The following is a 21,328-nucleotide window of genomic DNA, read 5'->3' on the forward strand; positions in this document are numbered from 1 at the left end:
TCCGCGCTGCGCGGGCCCGGCCGGGGGCCGGTGGGGTCAGGCGGGCAGCTCCACCCGCGCGCCCAGCGCCGGCAGCTTCTCCATGAAGTTCTCGTAGCCCCGGTTGATCAGATCGATCCCGTGGACCCTGGAGGTCCCCTGGGCCGCCAGGGCGGCGATCAGGTACGAGAAGCCGCCGCGGAGGTCCGGGATGACCAGATCGGCTCCCTGGAGCTTCGTGGGACCGGACACGACCGCCGAGTGGAGGAAGTTGCGCTGGCCGAAGCGGCACGGCATGCCGCCGAGGCACTCGCGGTAGAGCTGGATGTGCGCGCCCATCTGGTTCAGGGCGGATGTGAAGCCCAGCCGCGACTCGTACACCGTCTCGTGGACGATCGACAGGCCCGACGCCTGGGTCAGGGCCACCACCAGCGGCTGCTGCCAGTCGGTCTGGAAGCCGGGGTGTACGTCCGTCTCCAGGGCGATGGCCTTGAGCGCGCCGCCCGGGTGCCAGAAGCGGATGCCGTCGTCGTCCACCTCGAACTCGCCGCCCACCTTGCGGTAGGTGTTGAGGAACGTCATCATCTCGCGCTGGCTGGCGCCGCGCACGTACACACTGCCCTCGGTCGCCAGCGCCGCGCTCGCCCAGGAGGCGGCCTCCAGGCGGTCGGGCAGGGCGCGGTGGTTGTAGCCGCCGAGCTTGTCCACACCGGTGATGCGTATCGTCCGGTCGGTGTCCACGGAGATGATCGCGCCCATCTTCTGCAGTACGCAGATGAGGTCCTCGATCTCCGGCTCCACGGCGGCGTTGGAGAGTTCGGTCACTCCCTCGGCCAGTACGGCCGTCAGCAGGACCTGCTCGGTGGAGCCGACCGACGGGTACGGCAGCTTGATCTTGCAGCCGCGCAGCCGCTGCGGGGCCTCCAGGTACTGGCCGTCGGCGCGCTTCTCGATCGTCGCGCCGAACTCGCGCAGTACGTCGAAGTGGAAGTTCACCGGGCGTCCGCCGATGTCGCAGCCGCCCAGGCCGGGTATGAAGGCGTGGCCCAGCCGGTGCAGCAGGGGGCCGCAGAAGAGGATCGGGATGCGGGAGGAGCCCGCGTGGGCGTCGATGTCGGCGACGTTGGCGCTCTCCACGTAGGAGGGGTCGAGCACCAGCTCACCGGATTCCTCGCCCTTGCTCACGGTGACGCCGTGCAGTTCGAGCAGGCCCCGGACGACCCGCACGTCCCGGATCTCGGGGACGTTGCGCAGCCGGCTCGGTTCGCTGCCGAGCAGTGCGGCGACCATGGCCTTGGGCACGAGGTTCTTCGCGCCCCGGACTCTGATCTCGCCCTCCAGCGGTGTGCCGCCGTGGACAAGGAGTACGTCGTCGGTGCCGGTCATGGGCCTCGCGTTCCAGGATGAAGAAGAGCAGGGGCACAGGGAATGGTAATGGCCGTACACCCGGGCCGTATCCGTTCGTCCGGGGCGCGGACGGGGCCGGAGGGCGTACGGGCGCGGCCCGCGCCGGTGCGGGCCGCGCCCGCTCACGCGCCGTCTCCGGGCCGCGCCGCGGTGTTGTGCGGGGTTCGGGCCTCCGTCCGGGCCCGTGGTGGGGGATCATGGGGGCATGACCGAGGTGACCTCGCTCACCGGGCGGCTGCTCGTCGCGACGCCGGCGCTGACCGACCCGAACTTCGACCGTGCGGTGGTGCTCCTCCTCGACCACGACGAGGAGGGCTCGCTCGGCATCGTCCTCAACCGGCCGACGCCCGTGGACGTCGGCGACGTACTGGAGCCCTGGGCCGCGCTGGCGGGGGAGCCGGGCGTGGTCTTCCAGGGCGGGCCCGTCTCGCTGGACGCGGCGCTCGGGGTGGCCGTCATCCCGGGGGGCGAGGGTCCGCTGGGGTGGCGGCGGGTGCACGGGGCCATCGGCCTGGTGGACCTGGAGGCGCCGCCCGAGCTGCTGGCCGCCGAGCTGGGCTCGCTGCGGATCTTCGCCGGCTACGCCGGATGGGGGCCGGGCCAGTTGGAGAACGAACTGGAGGAGGGCGCCTGGTACGTGGTGGAGTCCGAGCCCGGCGACGTCTTCGCACCCGACCCGGAGCGGCTGTGGCGGTCCGTGCTGCGCCGCCAGCGCGGTGAGCTGGCGATGGTGGCCACGTATCCCGACGACCCCTCGCTGAACTAGCCGTACCGTCCCGGACCGCTGCTCCGGGCGGGGCGGGTCCGGGTGCCCTCGGGGTCGGTCGCAGTACCCTTGGGGCCCATGAGCACTCCTGAGCCCGAGCGCGGGACGGGCACCGGCACCCTCGTCGAGCCCACCCCGCAGGTGTCCCACGGCGATGGCGACCACGAGCGCTTCGCCCACTACGTCCAGAAGGACAAGATCATGGCCAGCGCGCTCGACGGGACTCCCGTCGTCGCGCTCTGCGGCAAGGTCTGGGTCCCGGGGCGCGACCCCAAGAAGTACCCGGTCTGCCCCATGTGCAAGGAGATCTACGAGTCCATGGGAGCCGGCGGCGACAAGGGCAAGGACGGCGGCGGCAAGAAGTGACGCAGCCCCCCGGCGGCCCCTCCTCCCCCGTCCGGCCCTGATCCGCCCCGCACAGGGCCCGTCACTCCTTCAGCGGCCCCCGGAGCGCGCCTCGGTGCGTTCCGGGGGCCGCCGTGCGTACGGGCAGGCGTCCGGGACCGGCCGGGGTGCCTTGTCGGCCGCCGCGGGTTGCCCTACGCTCCTGCGCGGTTGTGTATGACGAAACAGGTGTTGCGCAGGGTGCAACACTGCTTCCCCAGGGCCGCCCGGGAGCGGGACGCCGAGGACGAGGGCGCGCGCCGACGGCCTGCGCGGCCCGCGGAACATGCGAGGAGAACCGGGCATGTACGAGCCCGATCTGGTCCCCCTGCCGCGCTCCGTCGAGGACGGCGGCGGACTGCTGGCACTCGACGCGCGGACGGCGCTCGACGCCGGCCCCGGCACCGGTCGGGCCGCCCACTGGCTGCGCACCGCCCTCGCCGCGGCCACCGGTCTGCCCCTGCCGCCCGCCGGCAGGGACGGCGCGGACGGCGGGCGAGGTGCCGTCGTGCGGCTGCGCGTGGACGAGGCGGTCGCCGCCGAACTCGGCCCCGAGGGCTACCGGCTGGACGTGACCGGCGGCGGCGCCGAGATCCGCGGCGGTGCGGCCCCCGGTGTCTTCTGGGGCGCCCAGACGATGCGGCAGCTCCTCGGCCCCGCCGCGTACCGCCGCGCGCCGCTGCCCGGCCGCACCTGGTCGCTGCCCCACGTCCGTGTGGCCGACGCGCCCCGCTTCGCCTGGCGTGGTTTCATGCTGGACACGGCGCGGCACTTCACGCCCAAGGACGGCGTGCTGCGCTGGATCGACCTGCTCGCCGCGCACAAACTCAACGTGCTGCACCTGCATCTGACGGACGACCAGGGGTGGCGCCTGGAGATCGCGCGCTTCCCCCGGCTCACCGAGGCCGGCGCCTGGCGCCGGCGCACGAGGCTGGGGCACCGGGCATCCCCGCTGTGGGACGTGCGCCCGCACGGCGGCTTCTACACCCACGACGACATCCGCGAGATCGTCGCCCACGCCGCCGAGCGCCACATCACCGTCGTCCCCGAGATCGACCTGCCCGGCCACTCGCAGGCGGCGGTCGCCGCCTACCCGGAGCTGGGCAACGCAGACGCCCGCGGAGGCGTCCCGGAGGTGTGGGACGACTGGGGCGTCAGCCACGACGTCCTGGCTCCCACCGAGGCCGTACTCCGCTTCTACGAGGGGGTGTTCGAGGAGGTGCTGGAGCTGTTCCCGGGCGAGTTCGTGCACATCGGCGGCGACGAGTGCCCCGCGGACCAGTGGCGGCGCTCGCCGGCCGCGCGGGCGCGGGCCGGGCAGCTCGGGCTGGACGGCGTGGACGCCCTGCACGGCTGGTTCGTACGGCACTTCGACCGCTGGCTGGCCGAGCGCGGGCGCCGCCTCGTGGGGTGGGACGAGATTCTGGCGGCCGGCATGGGCGGTACGGGCACGGGACCCGGCCCCGGCGCGGTGGTCTCCTCCTGGCGTGGCCGCGCGGGCGCGGTCGCCGCCGCACGGGCCGGGTACGACGTGGTGATGTGTCCCGAGCAGGAGGTCTACCTCGACCACCGGCAGGACGGCGGCGAGGACGAACCGGTGCCCATCGGGTACGTGCGCACCCTGCGCGACGTGTACGGCTTCGACCCCGTGCCGCCCGAACTCGCGGGCACCGGCGCGGCGGAGCATGTCGTCGGCGCACAGGCCAACCTGTGGACGGAGGTCGTGGACGACCAGCGGCGCGCCGACTACCAGGCCTTCCCGCGGCTGTCCGCCTTCGCCGAGGTGGTGTGGTCGGGGCCGGGCGCCCGGGACGGGGCGGGCGGCTTCGGGGACTTCGAGCGGCGGATGGCCGCCGCCCACTACGCCCGCCTCGACGCGCTGGGCGTGGCCTACCGGCCGCCGTCGGGGCCGCGCCCGTGGCAGCGCCGCCCCGGTATCGGGGGGTGCCCGTTCGAGGAGCCGCCGCGGGTGTCCTGAGGCCGGTGCCCCGGGCGCCCCGCGGATTCCGTACCGGATTCCGTACCGCACCGGAGCGACGCCCGAAACGGCTTGTATAAAGTAGTACAAGGTCTCCCAGGAGTGGCAAGGCGCCTCTGTCGGTGACAACCGCCGAAAGCGGGCCATCGACCAGGTCAGGGACGGATGCTCCCTTCACGGACCCCGGCTCCGGCGGCCCCCCGGAATGTGCCAGAGTTGCCACGTCCGGGTTCCCAGCACGTACGGTACGGCTGGGCAGCCGGGACGACCGGGGAAGGGGCGCTGGATTGAGCACGCACGCACCGCACGCACCACGGGCGGCGCAGCCGGTCATGCTGCCGGCCACGCTCGACGAGGCCGTGGCCGCTCTCGCCGCCACGCCTGCCGCCGTGCCCGTCGCGGGCGGCACCGACCTGATGGCCGGGGTGAACTCCGGGTTGCTGAGGCCCGCAGCGCTGGTCGGCCTGAACCGGATCAGCGAGATCCGCGGCTGGGAGTACCAGGACGGCCACGCGCTGCTCGGCGCCGGCCTCACCCACGCCCGTATGGGACGCCCCGACTTCGCGGCCCTCATCCCCGCCCTGGCCGCCGCCTCCCGCGCCGCCGGGCCGCCGCAGATCCGCAACGCCGGGACGCTCGGCGGCAACATCGTCACCGCCGCGCCCACCGGCGACTCCCTGCCCGTCCTGGCCGCGCTGGAGGCCACGGTGCTGATCGCGGGGCCGGGCGGCGCGCCGCGGGAGGTCCCCGTCAGCCACCTGCTGACCGGCATGGAGATGTTGCGGCCCGGCGAGATCGTCGGCTATGTGCGCGTGCCCCTGCTGCACGCCCCGCAGACCTTCCTCAAGGCCACCGGCCGCACCGGCCCCGGACGCGCGCTGGCCTCGGTCGCCGTCGTGCTCGACCCCGTCCGCCGCGGGGTGCGCTGCGCGGTCGGCGCCGTCGCGCCGATGCCGCTGCGCCCGGTGGAGGCCGAGCAGTGGGTGGCATCGCTCATCGACTGGGACGGACGACGGGCCCTGGCCCCCGAGGTGCTGGGCGCGTTCGGCGACTACGTCGCCATGGCCTGCATCCCCGATCCCCCCGCCCCGGAGGGCGGGGGAGAGGCCCCCGTACTTCCGCCCGCGGCACTGCACGTACGGCGTACGGTGGCGACACTGGCCCGACGGGGGCTCGGGAGGGCACTCGCATGAGCAACGACCAGCAGGGTCCGTTCCGGCAGGACGGCCGGCCCGTGCCTCCACCGGCGCCCGAGGGCGGCTGGGGAGGCGAGTACGACGGCGACTCCACCGCCTTCATACAGCTTCCCGAGAACCTGCCGGGCCCGTACCAGTACGGACCCGCCGACGGGCCCGGCGGCATGCCCGAGCCGCTCGCCGCGCCGGGCACCGGACACGGCTGGGAGCCGCCCGCCATCGACCCCGGCGCCCACCAGGATCCGCGGGCCCGGATGCCGCTGACCCCGGAGGCCACCACCGACCCGACGGCCCCGGTGCAGTGGACCATGCCGTTCGCCGGGAGCCAGGCGGGGTCCGAGCAGTCCGCGCAGTCCGCGCAGTCCGGCTCCTCCGAGCCCCCGCGGCCCGAGCGGGAGCAGACCCCGCCGCCGGGCGCGGCCGCCGCCATGGGGCAGGGCGCCGCGGCGGCCCTGGCCGGCTCGCACGAGGCGCGCGTACGGCAGCAGCGCCGTCCGCAGGAGGACGGCACCCGGGAGGCGCGGGCGTCGGCGGACGCCTCCGGCGACGACTGGAGCGCGGTGCCCGCGCCCGGTGCGACCGGCCAGTGGTCGATCCCGTTCGCGGCGGCGGGCAGCCCCGACGACTCCGGCGAGTACCTGGCCGCCGCGGCGGCCGGGCGGGCCCCCGAGCCACCGCCGGTCCCCGGGCCGGAGAAGGCACACGATCCGGAGGTGCAGGCCCCGGAGGCGCAGGCCCCGGAGGCGCAGGACGGGGAGACGGCCGAGTCGGCGGAGCCGGGCACGGAGGACACCGCGGGGGCCGGAGACGCTCCGGAGGCGCCGGGGGCGACGAATACCGCCGACCCGCCCGCCGACCCGCCCGCCGATCCGTCCGCGCCGCGCGCCGCCGAGGTCGACAGCGAGCACCCGCACGTCTCGTACGTCCTGCGCGTCAACGGGGCCGAGCGGCCCGTGACCGACGCCTGGATCGGCGAGTCCCTGCTCTACGTGCTGCGCGAGCGCCTCGGCCTGGCCGGCGCCAAGGACGGCTGCTCGCAGGGGGAGTGCGGGGCCTGCTCCGTCCAGGTCGACGGGCGCCTCGTCGCCTCCTGCCTGGTGCCCGCCGCGACCACCGCCGGATCCGAGATCCGCACCGTCGAGGGACTGGCCCGGGACGGCATGCCCTGCGACGTGCAGCGGGCGCTCGCCGCCCGCGGCGCCGTGCAGTGCGGCTTCTGCGTGCCCGGCATGGCGATGACCCTGCACGACCTCCTCGAGGGCAACCACGACCCGACGGAGCTGGAGACCCGCCAGGCCGTCAGCGGCAACCTCTGCCGCTGCTCCGGCTACCGGGGCGTGCTCGACGCCGTCCGCACGGTCGTCGCCGGGCGCGAGGCCGCGGCCGCCACGCTCGCCGAGGCCCGGGAGGCCGAGGCCGGAGGCCGCCGTACCGGCGACGGCGGGGAGCGGGGCGACGGCTCCCGCGTCCACATCCCGCACCAGGCCGGGCCGGCCCCGGGCCGCACCCACCACGACCCGCCGCAGGACGGAGGCGCGCAGTGAGCAGCGACGCGGTGACCGCCACCCCGGCCGGAGGAGTGCCCCTCACCGGCGCGGCCGCGGGAACGGGGACCGAGCAGGCGCGGTACGGACTCGGAGCCTCGCTCCAGCCCGCCGACGCGCTCGCCAAGGTCCAGGGGACCTTCCCCTACGCCGCCGACCTGTGGGCCGAGGGACTGCTGTGGGCCGCCGTGCTGCGCTCCCCGCACCCGCACGCACGCATCGTCTCCGTCGACACCGCCCCGGCCGCCGGGATGCCCGGGGTGCGGGCCGTCATCACCCACGAGGACGTGCCCGGCGACGCCACCCACGGCCGCCGGGTCGCCGACCGGCCCGCCTTCGCCCGCGACACGGTGCGCCACCACGGCGAGCCCATCGCCGCCGTCGCCGCCGACCACCCCGACACCGCGCGGCTGGCCGCCGCCGCCATCGCGGTCGAGTACGAGGTCCTGGAGCCGGTCACCGACCCGGAGAAGGCTTTCGAGGCCGAGCCGATCCACCCCGACGGCAACCTGATCCGGCACATCCCCCTGCGCTACGGCGACGAGTCCGCCACCGGAGAGGTGGTCGTCGAGGGCCTGTACCGCATCGGCCGCCAGGACCCGGCCCCCATCGGCGCCGAGGCCGGACTGGCCGTGCCGCGCACCGACGGCGGGGTGGAGATCTACACCGCCTCCACCGACCCGCACACCGACCGCGATCTGGCCGCCGCCTGCTTCGGGCTCCGTCCCGATCAGGTCAAGGTCGTCGTCACCGGTGTTCCCGGAGCCATGTCCGACCGCGAGGACCTGAGCGTGCAACTCCCGCTCGGCCTGCTGGCCATGAGGACGGGCTGCCCGGTCAAGCTCGCGGCCGGCCGCGAGGAGTCCTTCCTCGGCCACGCCCACCGCCACCCCACCCTCCTGCGCTACCGCCACCACGCCGACTCCGAGGGCCGGCTGGTCAAGGTCGAGGCGCAGATACTGCTGGACGCCGGCGCCTACGCCGACAACTCCGCCGACGCGCTGGCCGCCGCCGTCTCCTTCGCCGCCGGCCCGTACGTGGTGCCGCACGCCGCGATCGACGGCTGGGCCGTGCGCACCAACAACCCTCCGTCGGGCCATGTGCGCGGCGAGGGTGCGATGCAGGTGTGCGCCGCGTACGAGGGCCAGATGGACAAGCTCGCGGCCAGGCTGGGCATGGACCCGGTCGAGCTGCGGATGCGCAACGTCATGGCCACCGGCGACCTGCTGCCCACCGGCCAGACCGTCACCTGCCCCGCACCCGTGGCCGAACTGCTGCGCGCGGTGCGGGAGACACCCCTGCCGCCGCTGCCCGCCGACGGCGCGGACGGCGCCCCGGGCCCGGAGGAGTGGCTGCTGCCCGGCGGCCCCGAGGGCGCCGGCGACCCGGGCGCGGTGCGGCGCGGGATCGGTTTCGCGCTGGGCATGGTCCACATGCTGGGGGCGGAGGGCACCGACGAGGTGTCCACGGCCACGGTGAAGGTCAGCGGTCCCGTCGCCACGGTGATGTGCGCGGCCGTGGAGACCGGACAGGGCTTCTCCACCCTCGCCCGGCAGATCGTCCAGGAGGTCCTCGGCGTCGAGGAGGTGCACGTCGTCGCCGTCGACACCGACCAGCCTCCGGCCGGGCCGGGCGCGCGCGGACGCCACACCTGGGTCTCGGGCGGCGCGGTGGAACGGGCCGCCAAGATGGTCCGCACCCAGCTCCTCCAGCCGCTGGCCGCGAAGTTCGGGATGTCCACCGAGCTGCTGACCATCGCCGACGGCAAGATCACCTCCTATGACGGGGTGCTCAGCACCACCGTCGCCGAGGCGCTGGAGGGCAAGGAGCTGTGGGCCACCGCCCAGTGCCGCCCCCACCCCACCGAGCCGCTGGACGACACCGGCCAGGGCGACGCCTTCGTCAGCCTGGCCTTCGCCGCCGTCCGGGCCGTGGTGGACGTGGACGTGGAGCTGGGCACGGTCCGGGTGGTGGAGATGGCCGTGGCCCAGGACGTGGGCCGGGTCCTCAACCCCCAGCAGCTGCGCACCCGGATCGAGGCGGGCGTCACCCAGGGCGTCGGCGCGGCCCTCACCGAGCACCTGCGGGTCTCGCGCGGGGTGGTGCGCCACCCCGATCTGACCGCCTACCCGCTGCCGACCGCGCTGGACGCCCCGGACATCCGGATCGTGAAGCTGGTCGAGGAGCGGGACGTGGTAGCGCCCTTCGGCGCGAAGTCGGTCAGCGCGGTGCCGGTGGTGGTCTCCCCGGCGGCGGTGGCGGCGGCGGTGCGCGCGGCGACCGGACGCCCGGTCAACCGGCTGCCGATCCGCCCGCAGGCCGCGGTGGCCGGCCCCTGACCTCCCGCCGGCCCCTGACCTCCCGCCGGCCCCTGACCTCCCGCCGGCCCGCCGCCCTGCCGGTGCCGCCCGTCCGGGGTCCGGCGGCACCGGCGGAGTTCAGCCCCGGGGGCGGGGGAACAGGGCGGGGGAGGCCTGGGTGAGGCTGGCGCCGGTGTGCGCGTCGCGGCGCACCGGCTCGGGGCCGTACCAGTCCAGGCACATCACGGTCGCGTCGTCCTTCAGTTCGCCTCTGTTGGCGTCCAGGACCGCCATGGTCAGGATCTGGGTCGCCTCACGCGGATGGAGCTCCTGGGTTTCCTTGATCAGCGCGGGCAGGTCGACGAGCCGGGAGCGGCGGTCCAGCATCCCGTCGGTGAGGATGACCAGCCGGTCGCCCGGCCACAGCTCCATCCTCTGCACCTCGTACAGGCGCTGCGACTGGACCCCGAAGGGCAGGTTGATCCTCAGCCCGACCTCCTCCACTCCGCCGGCCCGCAGCAGCAGGGGCCAGGGGTGGCCCGCGTTGACGAGCGCGACCCGGCCGTCGCGCAGGCACACCCGCAGCAGCAGTCCCGTCGCCATGGCGCCGCCGCTGTGGTCGACCATGGCCCGGTGGGCCCGCCGCGCCTGTTCGGTCAGGTCGCAGCCCGCCCGGCGCGCGCCCCGCAGGGCGCCGACCAGCAGGGTGGCGAGCATGGCGGCGTTCACCTCGTGGCCCATGGCGTCGGTGACGGACAGGTGCAGGGTGTCGCGGTCCAGGGCGTAGTCGAAGGTGTCGCCGCCGACGTTGCCCGCCGGCTCCAGCGCTCCGGCCACCGCGAACTGCGCGGCCTCGCACGACAGCGAGGAGGGCAGCAGATTGTGCTGGATCTCGGCGGCCAGGCTGAGCGGGGCCGTGCGCTGCCCCCACTGGTAGAGGTCGGTGAAGCGCTGGTTGGCGATGACGATGTAGGCCAGTGTGTGGGCGGCCCGGCTGATCTCCCGCAGTGTCCTGCGGTCCGGGTCGGCCGGAACGCGCACCTCCAGCACTCCGATGGAGTCCCCGCGGTTGGTGACCGGGGCGATCACCCGCTGCCCGCCGTCCCCGTCGACGGGGCCCGCCAGCCGCAGCCGCTGGGTGCGGATCACGTCGCCGTAGACGGTTCCGAACAGCGGGACGGTCTCCATGCTCTCGCCCGCCCCCACCTCGCCCGCCGTGCTCACCCGCACCACCGACTGCCGTGCCAGGTCGGTGATGAGGAACGACACCGAGGTCGCGCCGAAGCGCCGCTTGAGTTCCAGGGCCACCACGTCGACGGACTCCACCGGCGACGCGGCCTCCGCCGCCGCCAGGATGCCTGTGTGGGTGCCCCGCTCGGTGTCGTACTCGACCGTCATCGTCAACTCCCCTCGCCGGAACACGCTCGCTCCGGGCCGTCGTCGGCGCGCTCCGGCCCTCCATCCCGAATGCCGCGCCTGTCAAGATCCGCTGCCGTGTTCTCTGTGGTCCGTATGCCCCGGCTTTCCGTTTCAGTGCGCGCGGCTGTGTGCGGCGGTCGCGCGGCGGGGCCGTGCGCGCGCCGCCGGAGCGGGCCGAACCGCCCGGGAGCGCACTCCTTCGGGCCGGCGGAAGGCCCCCTCCTGTGGACCTGGGTCCGAAGGACGAGCCGGTCACCGCCCTATGACAGGTGCCAGTGTCGGAGACGGGCCTTACTCTGAGCGCATGACCGCACTCGACGACGAGCTCGACAACCCCCCGGGCGGGGACCTCGGCACAGTGGCACCCGTCACCCCCGTCCTCACTCCGGTACCCACGCCGGAGGCGGACGGCGGGGTGCTCGGCCGCGCCTACCGGGCGCTGACCCTGGGCATCGTCTCCGTCGTCCTACTCATCGCCTTCGAGGCGACGGCCGTCGGCACGGCCATGCCCGTCGCCGCCGACCGGCTCGACGGGGTGTCGCTGTACGCCTTCGCCTTCTCCGCGTACTTCACCACCAGCCTGCTGGGCATGGTCGCCGCCGGCCAGTGGTGCGACCGCAGCGGGCCGCCGGCGCCGCTGGCCGCCGGGATCGGGTCCTTCGCCGTCGGGCTGCTGCTGTCGGGCACGGCGGCGCAGATGTGGGTCCTCGTCCTCGGCCGCGCGGTGCAGGGCATCGGCGGCGGGCTGGTGATCGTCGCGCTGTACGTCACCGTCAGCCGCGCCTACCCCGAGCGGCTGCGGCCCACGGTGATGGCCGCCTTCGCGGCCTCCTGGGTGCTCCCGGCCGTCGTCGGGCCGCTGATCGCCGGTACGGTCACCGAGCAGCTCGGCTGGCGCTGGGTGTTCCTGGGCATCCCCGTCCTGGTCGTCCTGCCCATCGCGGTCATGCTGCCGCCCCTGAGGCGGGCCGCCTCGGGGCCGCCGCCCGGTGGGGCGAGGCCCCTGGACCGCCGGCTGATGCGGCTGGCGGTGGCGGTGTCGCTGGGTGCCGGGCTGCTCCAGTACGCCGGCCAGGATCTGCGCTGGGTCTCCCTGGTTCCCGCCGCGGCCGGCGCGGCACTGATGGTCCCGGCCGCACTCGGACTGCTGCCGCGCGGCACGTTCCGCGCCGCGCGCGGGCTGCCGACGGTGGTGCTGATGCGCGGCATCGCGGCGGGGTCGTTCATCGTCGCGGAGAGCTTCGTACCGCTGATGCTGGTGAGCCAGCGCGGGCTGTCGGTGACGATGGCCGGCCTCTCCCTCGCGGCGGGCGGCGCGACCTGGGCGCTGGGGTCGTTCCTCCAGTCCCGGCCGTTCGCCGAGGCGCACCGGGAGCGGCTGGTGCGGTACTGCATGGTGCTGGTGACGGCCGGGATCGCGGCCACGCCGCTGGTGCTGCTGGAGTCCGTGCCGGTGTGGACGGCGGCGGTCGCGCAGGCGGTGGGCTGCTTCGGGATGGGCGTGGTGATCTCGTCCACGAGCGTGCTGCTGCTGAAGCTGTCGAAGCCGGAGGAGGCGGGCGCCAACTCCGCCGCCCTCCAGTTGAGCGACGGGCTGTCCAACATCGTGCTGCTCGCCGCCTGCGGCGCGCTCTTCGCGGCCCTGGGCGGCGGCGCGGTGTCGGTGGGGCACGGCGCGGGGGAGGCGGCGGGCGCCGCCTCGGCCTCCCACCCGGCGGCGTTCGTGGCGGTCTACCTCCCGGCGGCGGCGGTCGCCCTGGCGGGCGCCCTGGCGGCGGGGCGGCTGCGCGCGGAGAAATAGCCGATGTCACAGGGGCTGCCCGGCCCCGCTGTGCTCCGTCCGCAGTCGCGGATGTTCGGCATCGAGGCGTATCCCGGCCCCTTCGGGAAGGCGGCCGCACCGCCGCACTCGCCGGTGTCGAACCGCCCGTCGGCGGACGGCGACAAGCGCCCGGCGTGGGTGTGCACCGCCGTCCTCCTCGACATGAACGGGGTGGACACGGCGGACGTCGACCAGGACCGTGCGTACGGCCCCGTGACCGACGTCGCCTCGGGCAAGCCGGAGGACGCGTCGCTCATCGCGGACTTCCCGCCGGCGCCGCGCGCCGATGTGTGACGTGGATCGCATCCCGGTCCGCCATCCGGGGCGTCACCCGGATGGCGGACCGTGCGTCCCGGTAGTCTGACGCGGTTGCCGATCGCCGACCCAGTTCAGCGGAGACCGTGACTACCACGACCACGTCCCACCACCTCTCGCCCGCGTTCCCCGGCCGCGCCCCCTGGGGCACGGCGGGCAAGCTGCGAGCCTGGCAGCAGGCCGCGATGGACCTGTACATCGAGAAGCAGCCGCGGGACTTCCTCGCCGTCGCGACCCCGGGCGCGGGAAAGACGACCTTCGCCCTCACCCTGGCCTCCTGGCTGCTGCACCACCACGTCGTGCAGCAGGTGACGGTCGTCGCGCCGACCGAGCACCTGAAGAAGCAGTGGGCCGAGGCGGCGGCGAGAGTGGGCATCAAACTGGACCCGGAGTACAGCGCGGGCCCGCCGGGCCGGGAGTACCACGGTGTCGCGGTGACGTACGCCGGCGTCGGGGTGCGCCCGATGCTGCACCGCAACCGCTGCGAGCAGCGCAAGACGCTGGTCATCCTGGACGAGATCCACCACGCCGGCGACACCCGCTCCTGGGGCGAGGCGTGCTTCGAGGCGTTCGAGCCCGCCACCCGCCGTCTGGCCCTGACCGGTACGCCCTTCCGCTCGGACACCAACCCCATCCCGTTCGTCACCTACGCCGAGGACGGCGAGGGGATCCGCCGCTCGGTGGCCGACTACACCTACGGCTACGGCAAGGCGCTGGCCGACGGCGTCGTGCGCCCGGTGATCTTCCTGTCCTACAGCGGCAACATGCGCTGGCGCAGCAAGGCGGGCGACGAGCTGGAGGCCAGACTCGGCGAGCCGATGACCAAGGACGCGATCTCCCAGGCGTGGCGCACCGCGCTCGACCCGCGCGGTGACTGGATGCCCAGCGTGCTGCGCGCGGCCGACACCCGGCTGACGGAGGTCCGCAAGGCGATCCCGGACGCGGGCGGGCTGGTGATCGCCGCCGACCAGGACTCGGCACGCGCCTACGCCAAGCTGATCCGCGAGATCACCGGCAGCGCCGCGACCGTCGTGCTCTCCGACGACGCCGGGGCGTCCGGGCGGATCGAGGAGTTCAGCGGCTCGGGCGACCGCTGGATGGTCGCGGTGCGCATGGTGTCCGAAGGCGTGGACGTGCCGCGCCTGGCGGTCGGGGTGTACGCCACGACCATCTCCACACCGCTGTTCTTCGCCCAGGCCGTCGGCCGCTTCGTGCGCTCCCGGCGGCGCGGTGAGACCGCCTCCGTCTTCCTGCCGACCATCCCCATGCTGCTCGGCTTCGCGCACGAGATGGAAGTCGAGCGCGACCACGTCCTGGACAAGCCGAAGAAGGGCGGGGACTCCGACGACGCGGATCCGTACGCGGAGGAGGCCGACCTCCTCAAGGAGGCCGAGAGGCAGCAGGACGAGGACACCGGCGAACAGGACCAACTGCCCTTCGAGGCGCTTGAGTCGGACGCGGTCTTCGACCGGGTGATGTACGACGGCGCCGAGTTCGGCATGCAGGCCCACCCCGGCAGCGATGAGGAGCAGGACTATCTGGGCATCCCCGGGCTGCTGGAGCCGGACCAGGTGCAACTGCTGCTCCAGAAGCGGCAGGCGCGGCAGATCGCGCACAGCCGCCGCAGGCCGGACGCCGAGGCCGATCTGCTGGAGACGCCCGCCGAGAAGCGCCCGGTGGTCACGCACAAGGAGATGCTGGAGATGCGCAGGCAGCTCAACTCACTGGTCGGCGCGTACTCCCACCAGAGCGGCAAGCCGCACGGCGTGGTCCACACCGAGCTGCGCCGGGTCTGCGGCGGCCCGCCCACGGCCGAGGCGACGGCCGGGCAGCTCCAGCAGCGGATCGCCAAGGTGCGCGAATGGGCCACCCGGATGCGGTGACGCGGGCGGAGCGCGGACGGGAGAAGGCGCGCGGAGGACGATCGGGACGGCGGAGGGCGCGGACGCGACCGCGTCCGCGCCCTCCGCCGTCCCGTACCGACCGGTAGGTGCCATGAGCACCGTTGTGGGCACCTGTGCGCCATGCGCACAGGTGTGGGAGCGTATCCAGGCCCCGCTGTGACCTGCTGCTGTACGCAATGCGGATAAACCATGCCAGCGGCGCCCGGATTCTGGACAGAGTCTTCCGGACGGCGGACGGGATCGCTAGGTTTCGCGTCACGCACACGCCCCGTGGCAGCGTCGCCCCGGAGCGCAGCCGGTGCGGCCCGCCAAGCGACCGGCGGCTCGCCGGGAACAGCACGCGTGCCGCCGACGGGACCGGCGGCGCACCTCCCGGAGCGGAGTCGTCGGCACACAACCGAGGAGGGGGCGTCGTGACCGCGGAGACATCTCAGACGCTCGACCGGGGACTGCGCGTCCTCAAACTGCTCGCCGACACCGACCACGGCCTGACCGTCACCGAGCTCTCCGGCAAGCTCGGGGTCAACCGGACGGTCGTCTACCGACTGCTCGCCACGCTGGAGCAGCACTCCCTGGTGCGCCGGGACCTGGGCGGCCGGGCCCGTGTCGGGCTCGGGGTGCTGCGGCTGGGGCGGCAGGTCCATCCGCTGGTGCGTGAGGCGGCCCTGCCGGCGCTGCGGGCACTGGCCGAGGACGTGGGCGCCACCGCGCACCTGACGCTGGTCGACGGCAACGAGGCCCTGGCCGTCGCGGTCGTCGAGCCGACCTGGACCGACTACCACGTCGCCTACCGCACCGGCTTCCGCCACCCGCTCGACAAGGGCGCGGCGGGGCGCGCGATCCTCGCCGGGCGCCGCCCGGACCGGGACCTGGAGGACGGCTACGTCCTCACCCGCGGCGAGCTGGAGGCCGGAGCCTGCGGCGCCGCCGCACCGCTGCTGGGGGTGAACGGCATCGAGGGCAGCGTCGGCGTGGTGATGCTGTCGGAGTCGGTGCCGCAGAAGGTGGGGCCCCGCGTGGTGCAGGCGGCGCAGGAGGTCGCCGACTTCCTCCGCTAGTTCCTGACGCGGCACCGGCAGCCGGCCGGCGGACCGGAGGGGACCGGTCCCGCAGGGCCGGCCCCCGGGGCGCCGGCCCCGCCCGGCCGAGGCGCGCGGAGCGGCGGTGAACTAGATTCACCCCATGCCGGCTCTGTCCTCCCGTACCCAGGCCCTCGCGATCTGCGGGACGCTCGTCGCGTCGCTGTTCGCGGTCGCCGCGCTCGTCCCGCTGCCGTTCTCGGTCGCCCAGCCCGGGATCACCGCGGACGTCCTGGGCGAGTACCGGGGCAGGCAGGTCATCACCGTCGACGGGGCCGGGGATCCCGGTGGCGGCGACCCCGGGGCGGGCGAGTCGGAGGGGCGGCTGCTGGCGACCACCATCGCGGCGACGGCGCCGGACACCACCGTGCGGCTGGCCGACGTGGTGGACGCCTGGTTCGACACCGACCGCGCGGTGATGCCGCGCGACTCGGTCTACCCGGTCGGCGACGACGCCGAGGAGATCGAGGAGCACACCACCGCCCAGATGGAGGAGTCGCAGACGGAGGCGGTGACGGCCGCACTGAGCCAACTGGGAATGTCCGAGGACGAGGTGGAGGTGGAGCTGCGGCTCGCGGACGTCGGCGGCCCCAGCGCCGGGCTGGTGTTCGCCCTCGGAGTCGTCGGCGAGATCGACGACGGCGACCTCACCGGCGGCCGTACGGTCGCCGGTACCGGCACCATCACCGCACGCGGCGAGGTCGGGCCGGTCGGCGGCGTACCGCTCAAGACCCAGGCGGCGGCGCGCGACGGCGCCACCGTCTTCCTGGTCCCCGAGGCGGAGTGCGACGACGCGCGGACCGAGCTCCCCGAGGACCTGCGCCTGGTGCCCGTCACCACCCTGGAGGGCGCGCTGAAGGCGCTGAGGGCCCTGCGGGACGGCGGCCGCGTACCGGCCTGCTGAGTCCGGGAAGCCGGCGGGAAGGCCCTCGCGCCTCGCCGTGCGGAACCCGGTGCGGGCGGCGCCGCCCGCACCGGGTTCCGCACGGACCGGGACGACGAACCCCGAGGGCGTGACGGAGGGACTGGCGATCACCGGCATCGTCTTCTCGCTCCTGTTGGCCTTCCTCCTCTACGACCCGATCCTCACCGCCACCGGCGGCACCGTGGGGAAGCGGCTGTGCGGGCTGAAGGTGGCGCGCATCGAGAACGGCGGGCAGGTGGGGTTCGGGGCCGCGCTGGGACGCCATCCGATGGCGCGGGGCTCATCAACAACGCGATGTGCGTGCCGCTCGCCCACCTGTGGTGCACCTGGGACAGGCCCTTCTGCCAGGGGCTGCACGACAAGATCGTGCGCACCGTGGTGGTCCGCACCAGGTGACGGGCCTCCCGGGAGGCGCGGGGCGGTGCGCGGCGGCGCGCCCGGGAACGGGCCGCGGCCCCGCCGTCAGGGAGGCGGGGCCGCGGGGTGTGCGCGCTGTGGGCGGCACGGGGAGCGGGGAGCGGCGGCTCAGAGGTTGCCGCGACGCTCCTGCTCGCGCTCGATGGCCTCGAACAGGGCCTTGAAGTTGCCCTTGCCGAAGCCCATGGAACCGTGGCGCTCGATCATCTCGAAGAACACCGTCGGACGGTCCTGGACCGGCTTGGTGAAGATCTGCAGCAGGTAGCCGTCCTCGTCGCGGTCGGCGAGGATCTTCAGCTCGCGCAGCTCCTCGATCGGCACCCGGGTCTCGCCGACCCACTCGCCCAGGGTGTCGTAGTAGGAGTCGGGGGTGTCCAGGAACTCCACGCCGGCGGCGCGCATGGCCCGCACGGTGGCGACGATGTCGTTGGTGGCGAGCGCGATGTGCTGCACGCCCGGGCCGCCGTAGAACTCCAGGTACTCGTCGATCTGCGACTTCTTCCTGGCGATCGCGGGCTCGTTGAGCGGGAACTTCACCTTGCGCTTCCCGTCGGCCACGACCTTGGACATCAGCGCGGAGTACTCGGTGGCGATGTCGTCGCCCACGAACTCCTTCATGTTGGTGAAGCCCATGACCTCGTTGTAGAAGGACACCCACTCGTCCATCTTCCCCAGCTCGACGTTGCCGACGCAGTGGTCGATGGCCTGGAAGAGGCGGGGGCCGGGCTCGGTGATCGGCTTCGCCGCGGTGAAGCCGGGCAGGTAGGGGCCGTCGTAGCCGGAGCGCTCCACCAGGGTGTGGCGGGTCTTGCCGTAGGTGGCGACGGCGGCCAGCACGACGGTGCCGTGCTCGTCTTTGACCTCGTGGGGCTCCTCCAGGCCGGTGGCGCCGTGCTCGATCGCGTAGGCGTACGCGGCCCGCGCGTCCGGCACCTCGATGGCCAGGTCCACCACGCCGTCGCCGTGCGCGGCGACGTGCTCGGCGAGGAACCGGCCGCGCTCGGTGGCCGGCTTGATGACTGACGTGAGGACGAAGCGGGCGGAGCCCGACTCCAGGACGTAGGAGGCGGTCTCGCGGCTGCCGTTCTCGGGGCCGGAGTAGGCCACCAGCTTCATGCCGAAGGCCGTGGAGTAGTAGTGCGCGGCCTGCTTGGCGTTGCCCACGGCGAAGACGACCGCGTCCATCCCCTTCACCGGGAAGGGGTCGGCCTGCCGGGCGGTGCTGGGGGTGTTGTGCATGGTCTCAGTCATGGCCGCAGGCTCCCGTTGTTCCACAAGATGCGCAATAGTTCATGCAAAGACTGAGCAATCTGTACAGCGATCCCGTCATCATCCCGGGCGATCTGTACAGGATGACCACCGGGAGGCGGGCCATGGGCATCGACGAGCTGGACGGCCGGCTGCTGGAGCTGCTCGCAGCCGAGCCGCGCATCGGCGTGCTGGAGGCGTCCCGCCGTCTGGGGGTGGCCCGGGGCACCGTGCAGGCGCGGCTGGACCGGCTGCAGGGCGGTGGGGTGATCCGCGGCTTCGGGCCCGACGTCGATCCCGCGGCCATCGGCTACCCGGTCACCGCCTTCGCCACGCTGGAGATCCGGCAGGGACAGGGCCGCGACGTACGGGCGCATCTGGCGACCGTCCCGGAAGTACTGGAGCTGCACACCATCACCGGCCGTGGCGACATGCTCTGCCGCCTGGTGGCCCGCTCCAACGCCGATCTCCAGCGGGTGATCGACAAGGTGGTGGGGTTCGAGGGCATCGTGCGGGCCTCCACGGCCATCGTCATGGAGAACCCGGTGCCGCTGCGGATCGTCCCGCTGGTGCGCCAGGCGGCCAGGGACGCCGGCCGGTCCGCATCCTGACGCCCGGTCACGGATTTGGGGATTCGCGGGGAGGGGGCCGAGGGGGGAGAAAACGCGCGCGCCGTGGGGCGTGGTGCGTTCCCCGCGGGGAGGCGGCGGGTTCCGGTGTCGCTGGATGGGGGTGGGGTCGCCGATGGCCGGGGCGAAGGATGCCCCGTCTCTGGTAGATGTGGAGCCAGCGCTCCCCGGTTGCGCCGCCGGACGGGGAGCGGCACACGCCACAGCGACGGCCGAGCAGATACGGGACCGGACACATGAGCGCCCCTCCGTCAGCATCCGCCAACGGCAGCCCGGGTCCGGGCTACTACCCCGATCCGTCCATTCCGGGATACATCCGCTACTGGAACGGCGCCGCGTGGGTGCCGGGAACGAGCCGCCCCGAGCCCCGCGAGGGCGAACCGGCGCCCGCCGCGCCCCCCGGGGTGGCGGTGCAGGCCCCGCCCTCACCCGCCGCCCCCGCGGCCGGCCCCCCGGTGCCCTCCGCGCCCTCCGCGTCGGCCGAGTCCCCGCAGGAGGAGACGGGTCCGGTCTTCCTGGACGAGGAGGGGACCGCGGACGCCGGGGGGCGGGCCGAGGCCCCGGCGTCCCCTCCGGGGGACTTCCTGCCCCGGCTGCGCGGGCGCGGCGGGGTGGAGGTCCGCCCCGGGGGTCGGGCGGCCGCCCGGAACGACCCCTCCCGGCCGCACGGCGGGCCCGAGCCCGCGTCCGTCTGGCAGGCCGACGCCGCCCGGCAGACGGGCTTCGACGGGGAGCGGGACGGCCGCGTCTCCTGGGGCACGGGCGGTTCGGGCGAGGGGGCGGCCCCGGCCGCACCGGCGCTGGGACCGGGCCGTGTTCCGCAGGCGCTGGGACCGGGCCCGGACCCGCGCGGCGGCCCCGGCCACGCCGACGGCGCCGGGCCGGTGGACGGCGGGAACGCACAGCCGCGCGACGAGGGCACCGCACGGATGCGGCCCGTACGTCCCGAGGGCGCCGCCCCGGCGGCGGGCGGGCCCGTCAGGCCCGAGGACACCATGGGGCTGCGGCGTGCGGAGGCGCCCGCGGCTTCGGCGCCCGTGCCCGCGGCGCCCGTGCCCGCGCCCGCCGATCCGACAGGCCCCGCCGTACCCGCCGTACCCGCCGCTCCCGTCACGCCCGCCGGACCCGCGTCAGGGCAGCCCTCCTGGACGCGGCAGGTGCACGAACTGGCCCAGCGCGCCCCCGCGTCCACCGGTCCGGCCCCCGCACCGCACGCCCCCGCACCGCACGCGTCCGCCGTGCCGCAGCAGCAGTCGCCGGCCGGGCGGCCCGGCGGCCCGGAGCAGGTCGTACCCTGGCGCCCCCCGGTCGACGACCCTTTCCTGCGGGCCGCCCAGCGGCAGGCCCGCCCCGCCGGGCCCGGACGCCGGCTGGGCGCCCGTGCGGTGGACGGCGTCCTCACCGCGGCGGTGGCCGCGGCGGTGGCCCTCCCGTTCACAGGTCCCAGCGCCGAGCACTTCAGGAAGCAGGTGGAGGCGGCCGAACAGGCCGGTGAGACACGGCAGATCTGGCTGGTCGACGGCACCACCGGCGGCTACCTGGCGATCGTGCTCGGCGCCCTGCTGGTGTTCGGCCTCCTCTACGAGGTGCTGCCCACCGCCCGGTGGGGCCGCACGCTCGGCAAGAAGCTGTTCGGCGTCAGGGTGCTCGGCATCGAGGAGCAGGACACCCCCTCCTTCGGCGCCGCACTGCGCCGCTGGCTGGTGTACGCACTGCTGGCGCCGGTGGGCGTCGGCCTGGTGAACGTCCTGTGGTGCCTGTTCGACCGGCCATGGCGCCAGTGCTGGCACGACAAGGCGGCACGCACCTTCGTGGCGCGCGGCACCGAGGAGTCCGGCCGGCTTCGATGACGCCGGGGTGAGGTCCCCCGAACGGCCCGCCCCTGATGCGCGGCGGGCCCCGGCGCGGTCGACTCGGAGCATGAGAACGCGAAGGCCGCGCCGGACACGAAGGCCGCACCGCCCTCCCCGGGACGGTGCGGGCGGAGCGCCCGGCGAGGGAGACGGCCGTACGGCC

At 74.6% G+C, this 21,328-nt stretch carries 16 protein-coding genes and 1 pseudogene; 14 read left to right on the forward strand and 3 right to left on the reverse strand.

The window, feature by feature from the left end:
• Positions 1–36 precede the first annotated feature (36 nt).
• Positions 37–1,365 carry a UDP-N-acetylglucosamine 1-carboxyvinyltransferase gene (gene murA / locus ACGRHY_RS17370; protein ID WP_394636243.1) on the reverse strand — a complete coding sequence of 443 codons (1,329 nt, stop codon included), beginning with the start codon at positions 1,363–1,365 and terminating at the stop codon, positions 37–39.
• Between the two features lie 226 nt (positions 1,366–1,591).
• Here murA and ACGRHY_RS17375 point away from each other — a divergent pair, with 226 nt between their 5' ends.
• The 6 genes from ACGRHY_RS17375 to ACGRHY_RS17400 all read left to right on the forward strand — a co-directional run bounded on the left by ACGRHY_RS17375 (position 1,592) and on the right by ACGRHY_RS17400 (position 9,593).
• Positions 1,592–2,152 carry a YqgE/AlgH family protein gene (locus tag ACGRHY_RS17375; protein ID WP_394636244.1) on the forward strand — a complete coding sequence of 187 codons (561 nt, stop codon included), beginning with the start codon at positions 1,592–1,594 and terminating at the stop codon, positions 2,150–2,152.
• A 78-nt stretch (positions 2,153–2,230) separates the two neighbouring features.
• The gene (locus tag ACGRHY_RS17380; protein ID WP_093654114.1) at positions 2,231–2,518 is read left to right on the forward strand and encodes a DUF3039 domain-containing protein; all 288 of its coding nucleotides are present in this window, start codon (positions 2,231–2,233) and stop codon (positions 2,516–2,518) included.
• A 322-nt stretch (positions 2,519–2,840) separates the two neighbouring features.
• On the forward strand, positions 2,841–4,514 hold the full coding sequence (locus ACGRHY_RS17385) for a beta-N-acetylhexosaminidase (RefSeq protein ID WP_394636245.1): 1,674 nt from the start codon (positions 2,841–2,843) through the stop codon (positions 4,512–4,514).
• Positions 4,515–4,846: 332 nt separating this feature from the next.
• Positions 4,847–5,707, forward strand: coding sequence for an FAD binding domain-containing protein (locus ACGRHY_RS17390; protein ID WP_394638091.1), 861 nt, complete (start codon positions 4,847–4,849; stop codon positions 5,705–5,707).
• Positions 5,704–7,254, forward strand: coding sequence for a 2Fe-2S iron-sulfur cluster-binding protein (locus ACGRHY_RS17395; protein ID WP_394636246.1), 1,551 nt, complete (start codon positions 5,704–5,706; stop codon positions 7,252–7,254). The genes ACGRHY_RS17390 and ACGRHY_RS17395 overlap by 4 nt, the downstream gene beginning before the upstream one ends.
• Positions 7,251–9,593: a xanthine dehydrogenase family protein molybdopterin-binding subunit gene (locus tag ACGRHY_RS17400; RefSeq protein WP_394636247.1), complete on the forward strand. Its 2,343-nt coding sequence runs from the start codon at positions 7,251–7,253 to the stop codon at positions 9,591–9,593. Before ACGRHY_RS17395 ends, ACGRHY_RS17400 begins: the two co-directional genes overlap by 4 nt.
• A gap of 99 nt (positions 9,594–9,692) precedes the next feature.
• Here ACGRHY_RS17400 and ACGRHY_RS17405 read toward each other — a convergent pair whose 3' ends face one another.
• Complete coding sequence (locus ACGRHY_RS17405; RefSeq protein WP_394636248.1) at positions 9,693–10,952, reverse strand: PP2C family protein-serine/threonine phosphatase; 1,260 nt, start codon at positions 10,950–10,952, stop codon at positions 9,693–9,695.
• A gap of 325 nt (positions 10,953–11,277) precedes the next feature.
• On the opposite strand from ACGRHY_RS17405, the gene ACGRHY_RS17410 reads away from it, so the two are divergent.
• The 6 genes and pseudogenes from ACGRHY_RS17410 to ACGRHY_RS17435 form a co-directional block, all read left to right on the forward strand.
• Positions 11,278–12,774, forward strand: a complete 1,497-nt coding sequence (locus tag ACGRHY_RS17410; RefSeq protein ID WP_394636249.1) for an MFS transporter — start codon at positions 11,278–11,280, stop codon at positions 12,772–12,774.
• A gap of 3 nt (positions 12,775–12,777) precedes the next feature.
• Positions 12,778–13,089: a type II toxin-antitoxin system death-on-curing family toxin gene (locus ACGRHY_RS17415; RefSeq protein WP_394636250.1), complete on the forward strand. Its 312-nt coding sequence runs from the start codon at positions 12,778–12,780 to the stop codon at positions 13,087–13,089.
• A gap of 107 nt (positions 13,090–13,196) precedes the next feature.
• Entirely contained in the window at positions 13,197–14,993 is a 1,797-nt protein-coding gene (locus ACGRHY_RS17420) for a DEAD/DEAH box helicase (protein WP_394636251.1), read from the forward strand.
• 434 nt (positions 14,994–15,427) lie between these two features.
• Complete coding sequence (locus tag ACGRHY_RS17425; protein ID WP_394636252.1) at positions 15,428–16,072, forward strand: IclR family transcriptional regulator; 645 nt, start codon at positions 15,428–15,430, stop codon at positions 16,070–16,072.
• Positions 16,073–16,196: 124 nt separating this feature from the next.
• On the forward strand, positions 16,197–16,997 hold the full coding sequence (locus tag ACGRHY_RS17430; RefSeq protein WP_394636253.1) for a S16 family serine protease: 801 nt from the start codon (positions 16,197–16,199) through the stop codon (positions 16,995–16,997).
• A 109-nt stretch (positions 16,998–17,106) separates the two neighbouring features.
• Positions 17,107–17,271: pseudogene (locus ACGRHY_RS17435) on the forward strand (RDD family protein); the annotation flags it as partial.
• 272 nt (positions 17,272–17,543) lie between these two features.
• Here the strand turns inward: ACGRHY_RS17435 and hppD are convergent.
• Positions 17,544–18,686, reverse strand: coding sequence for a 4-hydroxyphenylpyruvate dioxygenase (gene hppD / locus ACGRHY_RS17440; protein ID WP_394636254.1), 1,143 nt, complete (start codon positions 18,684–18,686; stop codon positions 17,544–17,546).
• 122 nt (positions 18,687–18,808) lie between these two features.
• Between hppD and ACGRHY_RS17445 the strand changes: the two genes are divergently transcribed.
• Both ACGRHY_RS17445 and ACGRHY_RS17450 read left to right on the forward strand, forming a co-directional pair.
• Entirely contained in the window at positions 18,809–19,294 is a 486-nt protein-coding gene (locus ACGRHY_RS17445; protein ID WP_394638092.1) for an Lrp/AsnC family transcriptional regulator, read from the forward strand.
• A 254-nt stretch (positions 19,295–19,548) separates the two neighbouring features.
• Positions 19,549–21,162: an RDD family protein gene (locus ACGRHY_RS17450; protein ID WP_394636255.1), complete on the forward strand. Its 1,614-nt coding sequence runs from the start codon at positions 19,549–19,551 to the stop codon at positions 21,160–21,162.
• The last annotated feature ends 166 nt before the right edge of the window (positions 21,163–21,328 follow it).

This window comes from Streptomyces shinuiensis, assembly GCF_043660855.1.
Taxonomy (GTDB): domain Bacteria; phylum Actinomycetota; class Actinomycetes; order Streptomycetales; family Streptomycetaceae; genus Streptomyces.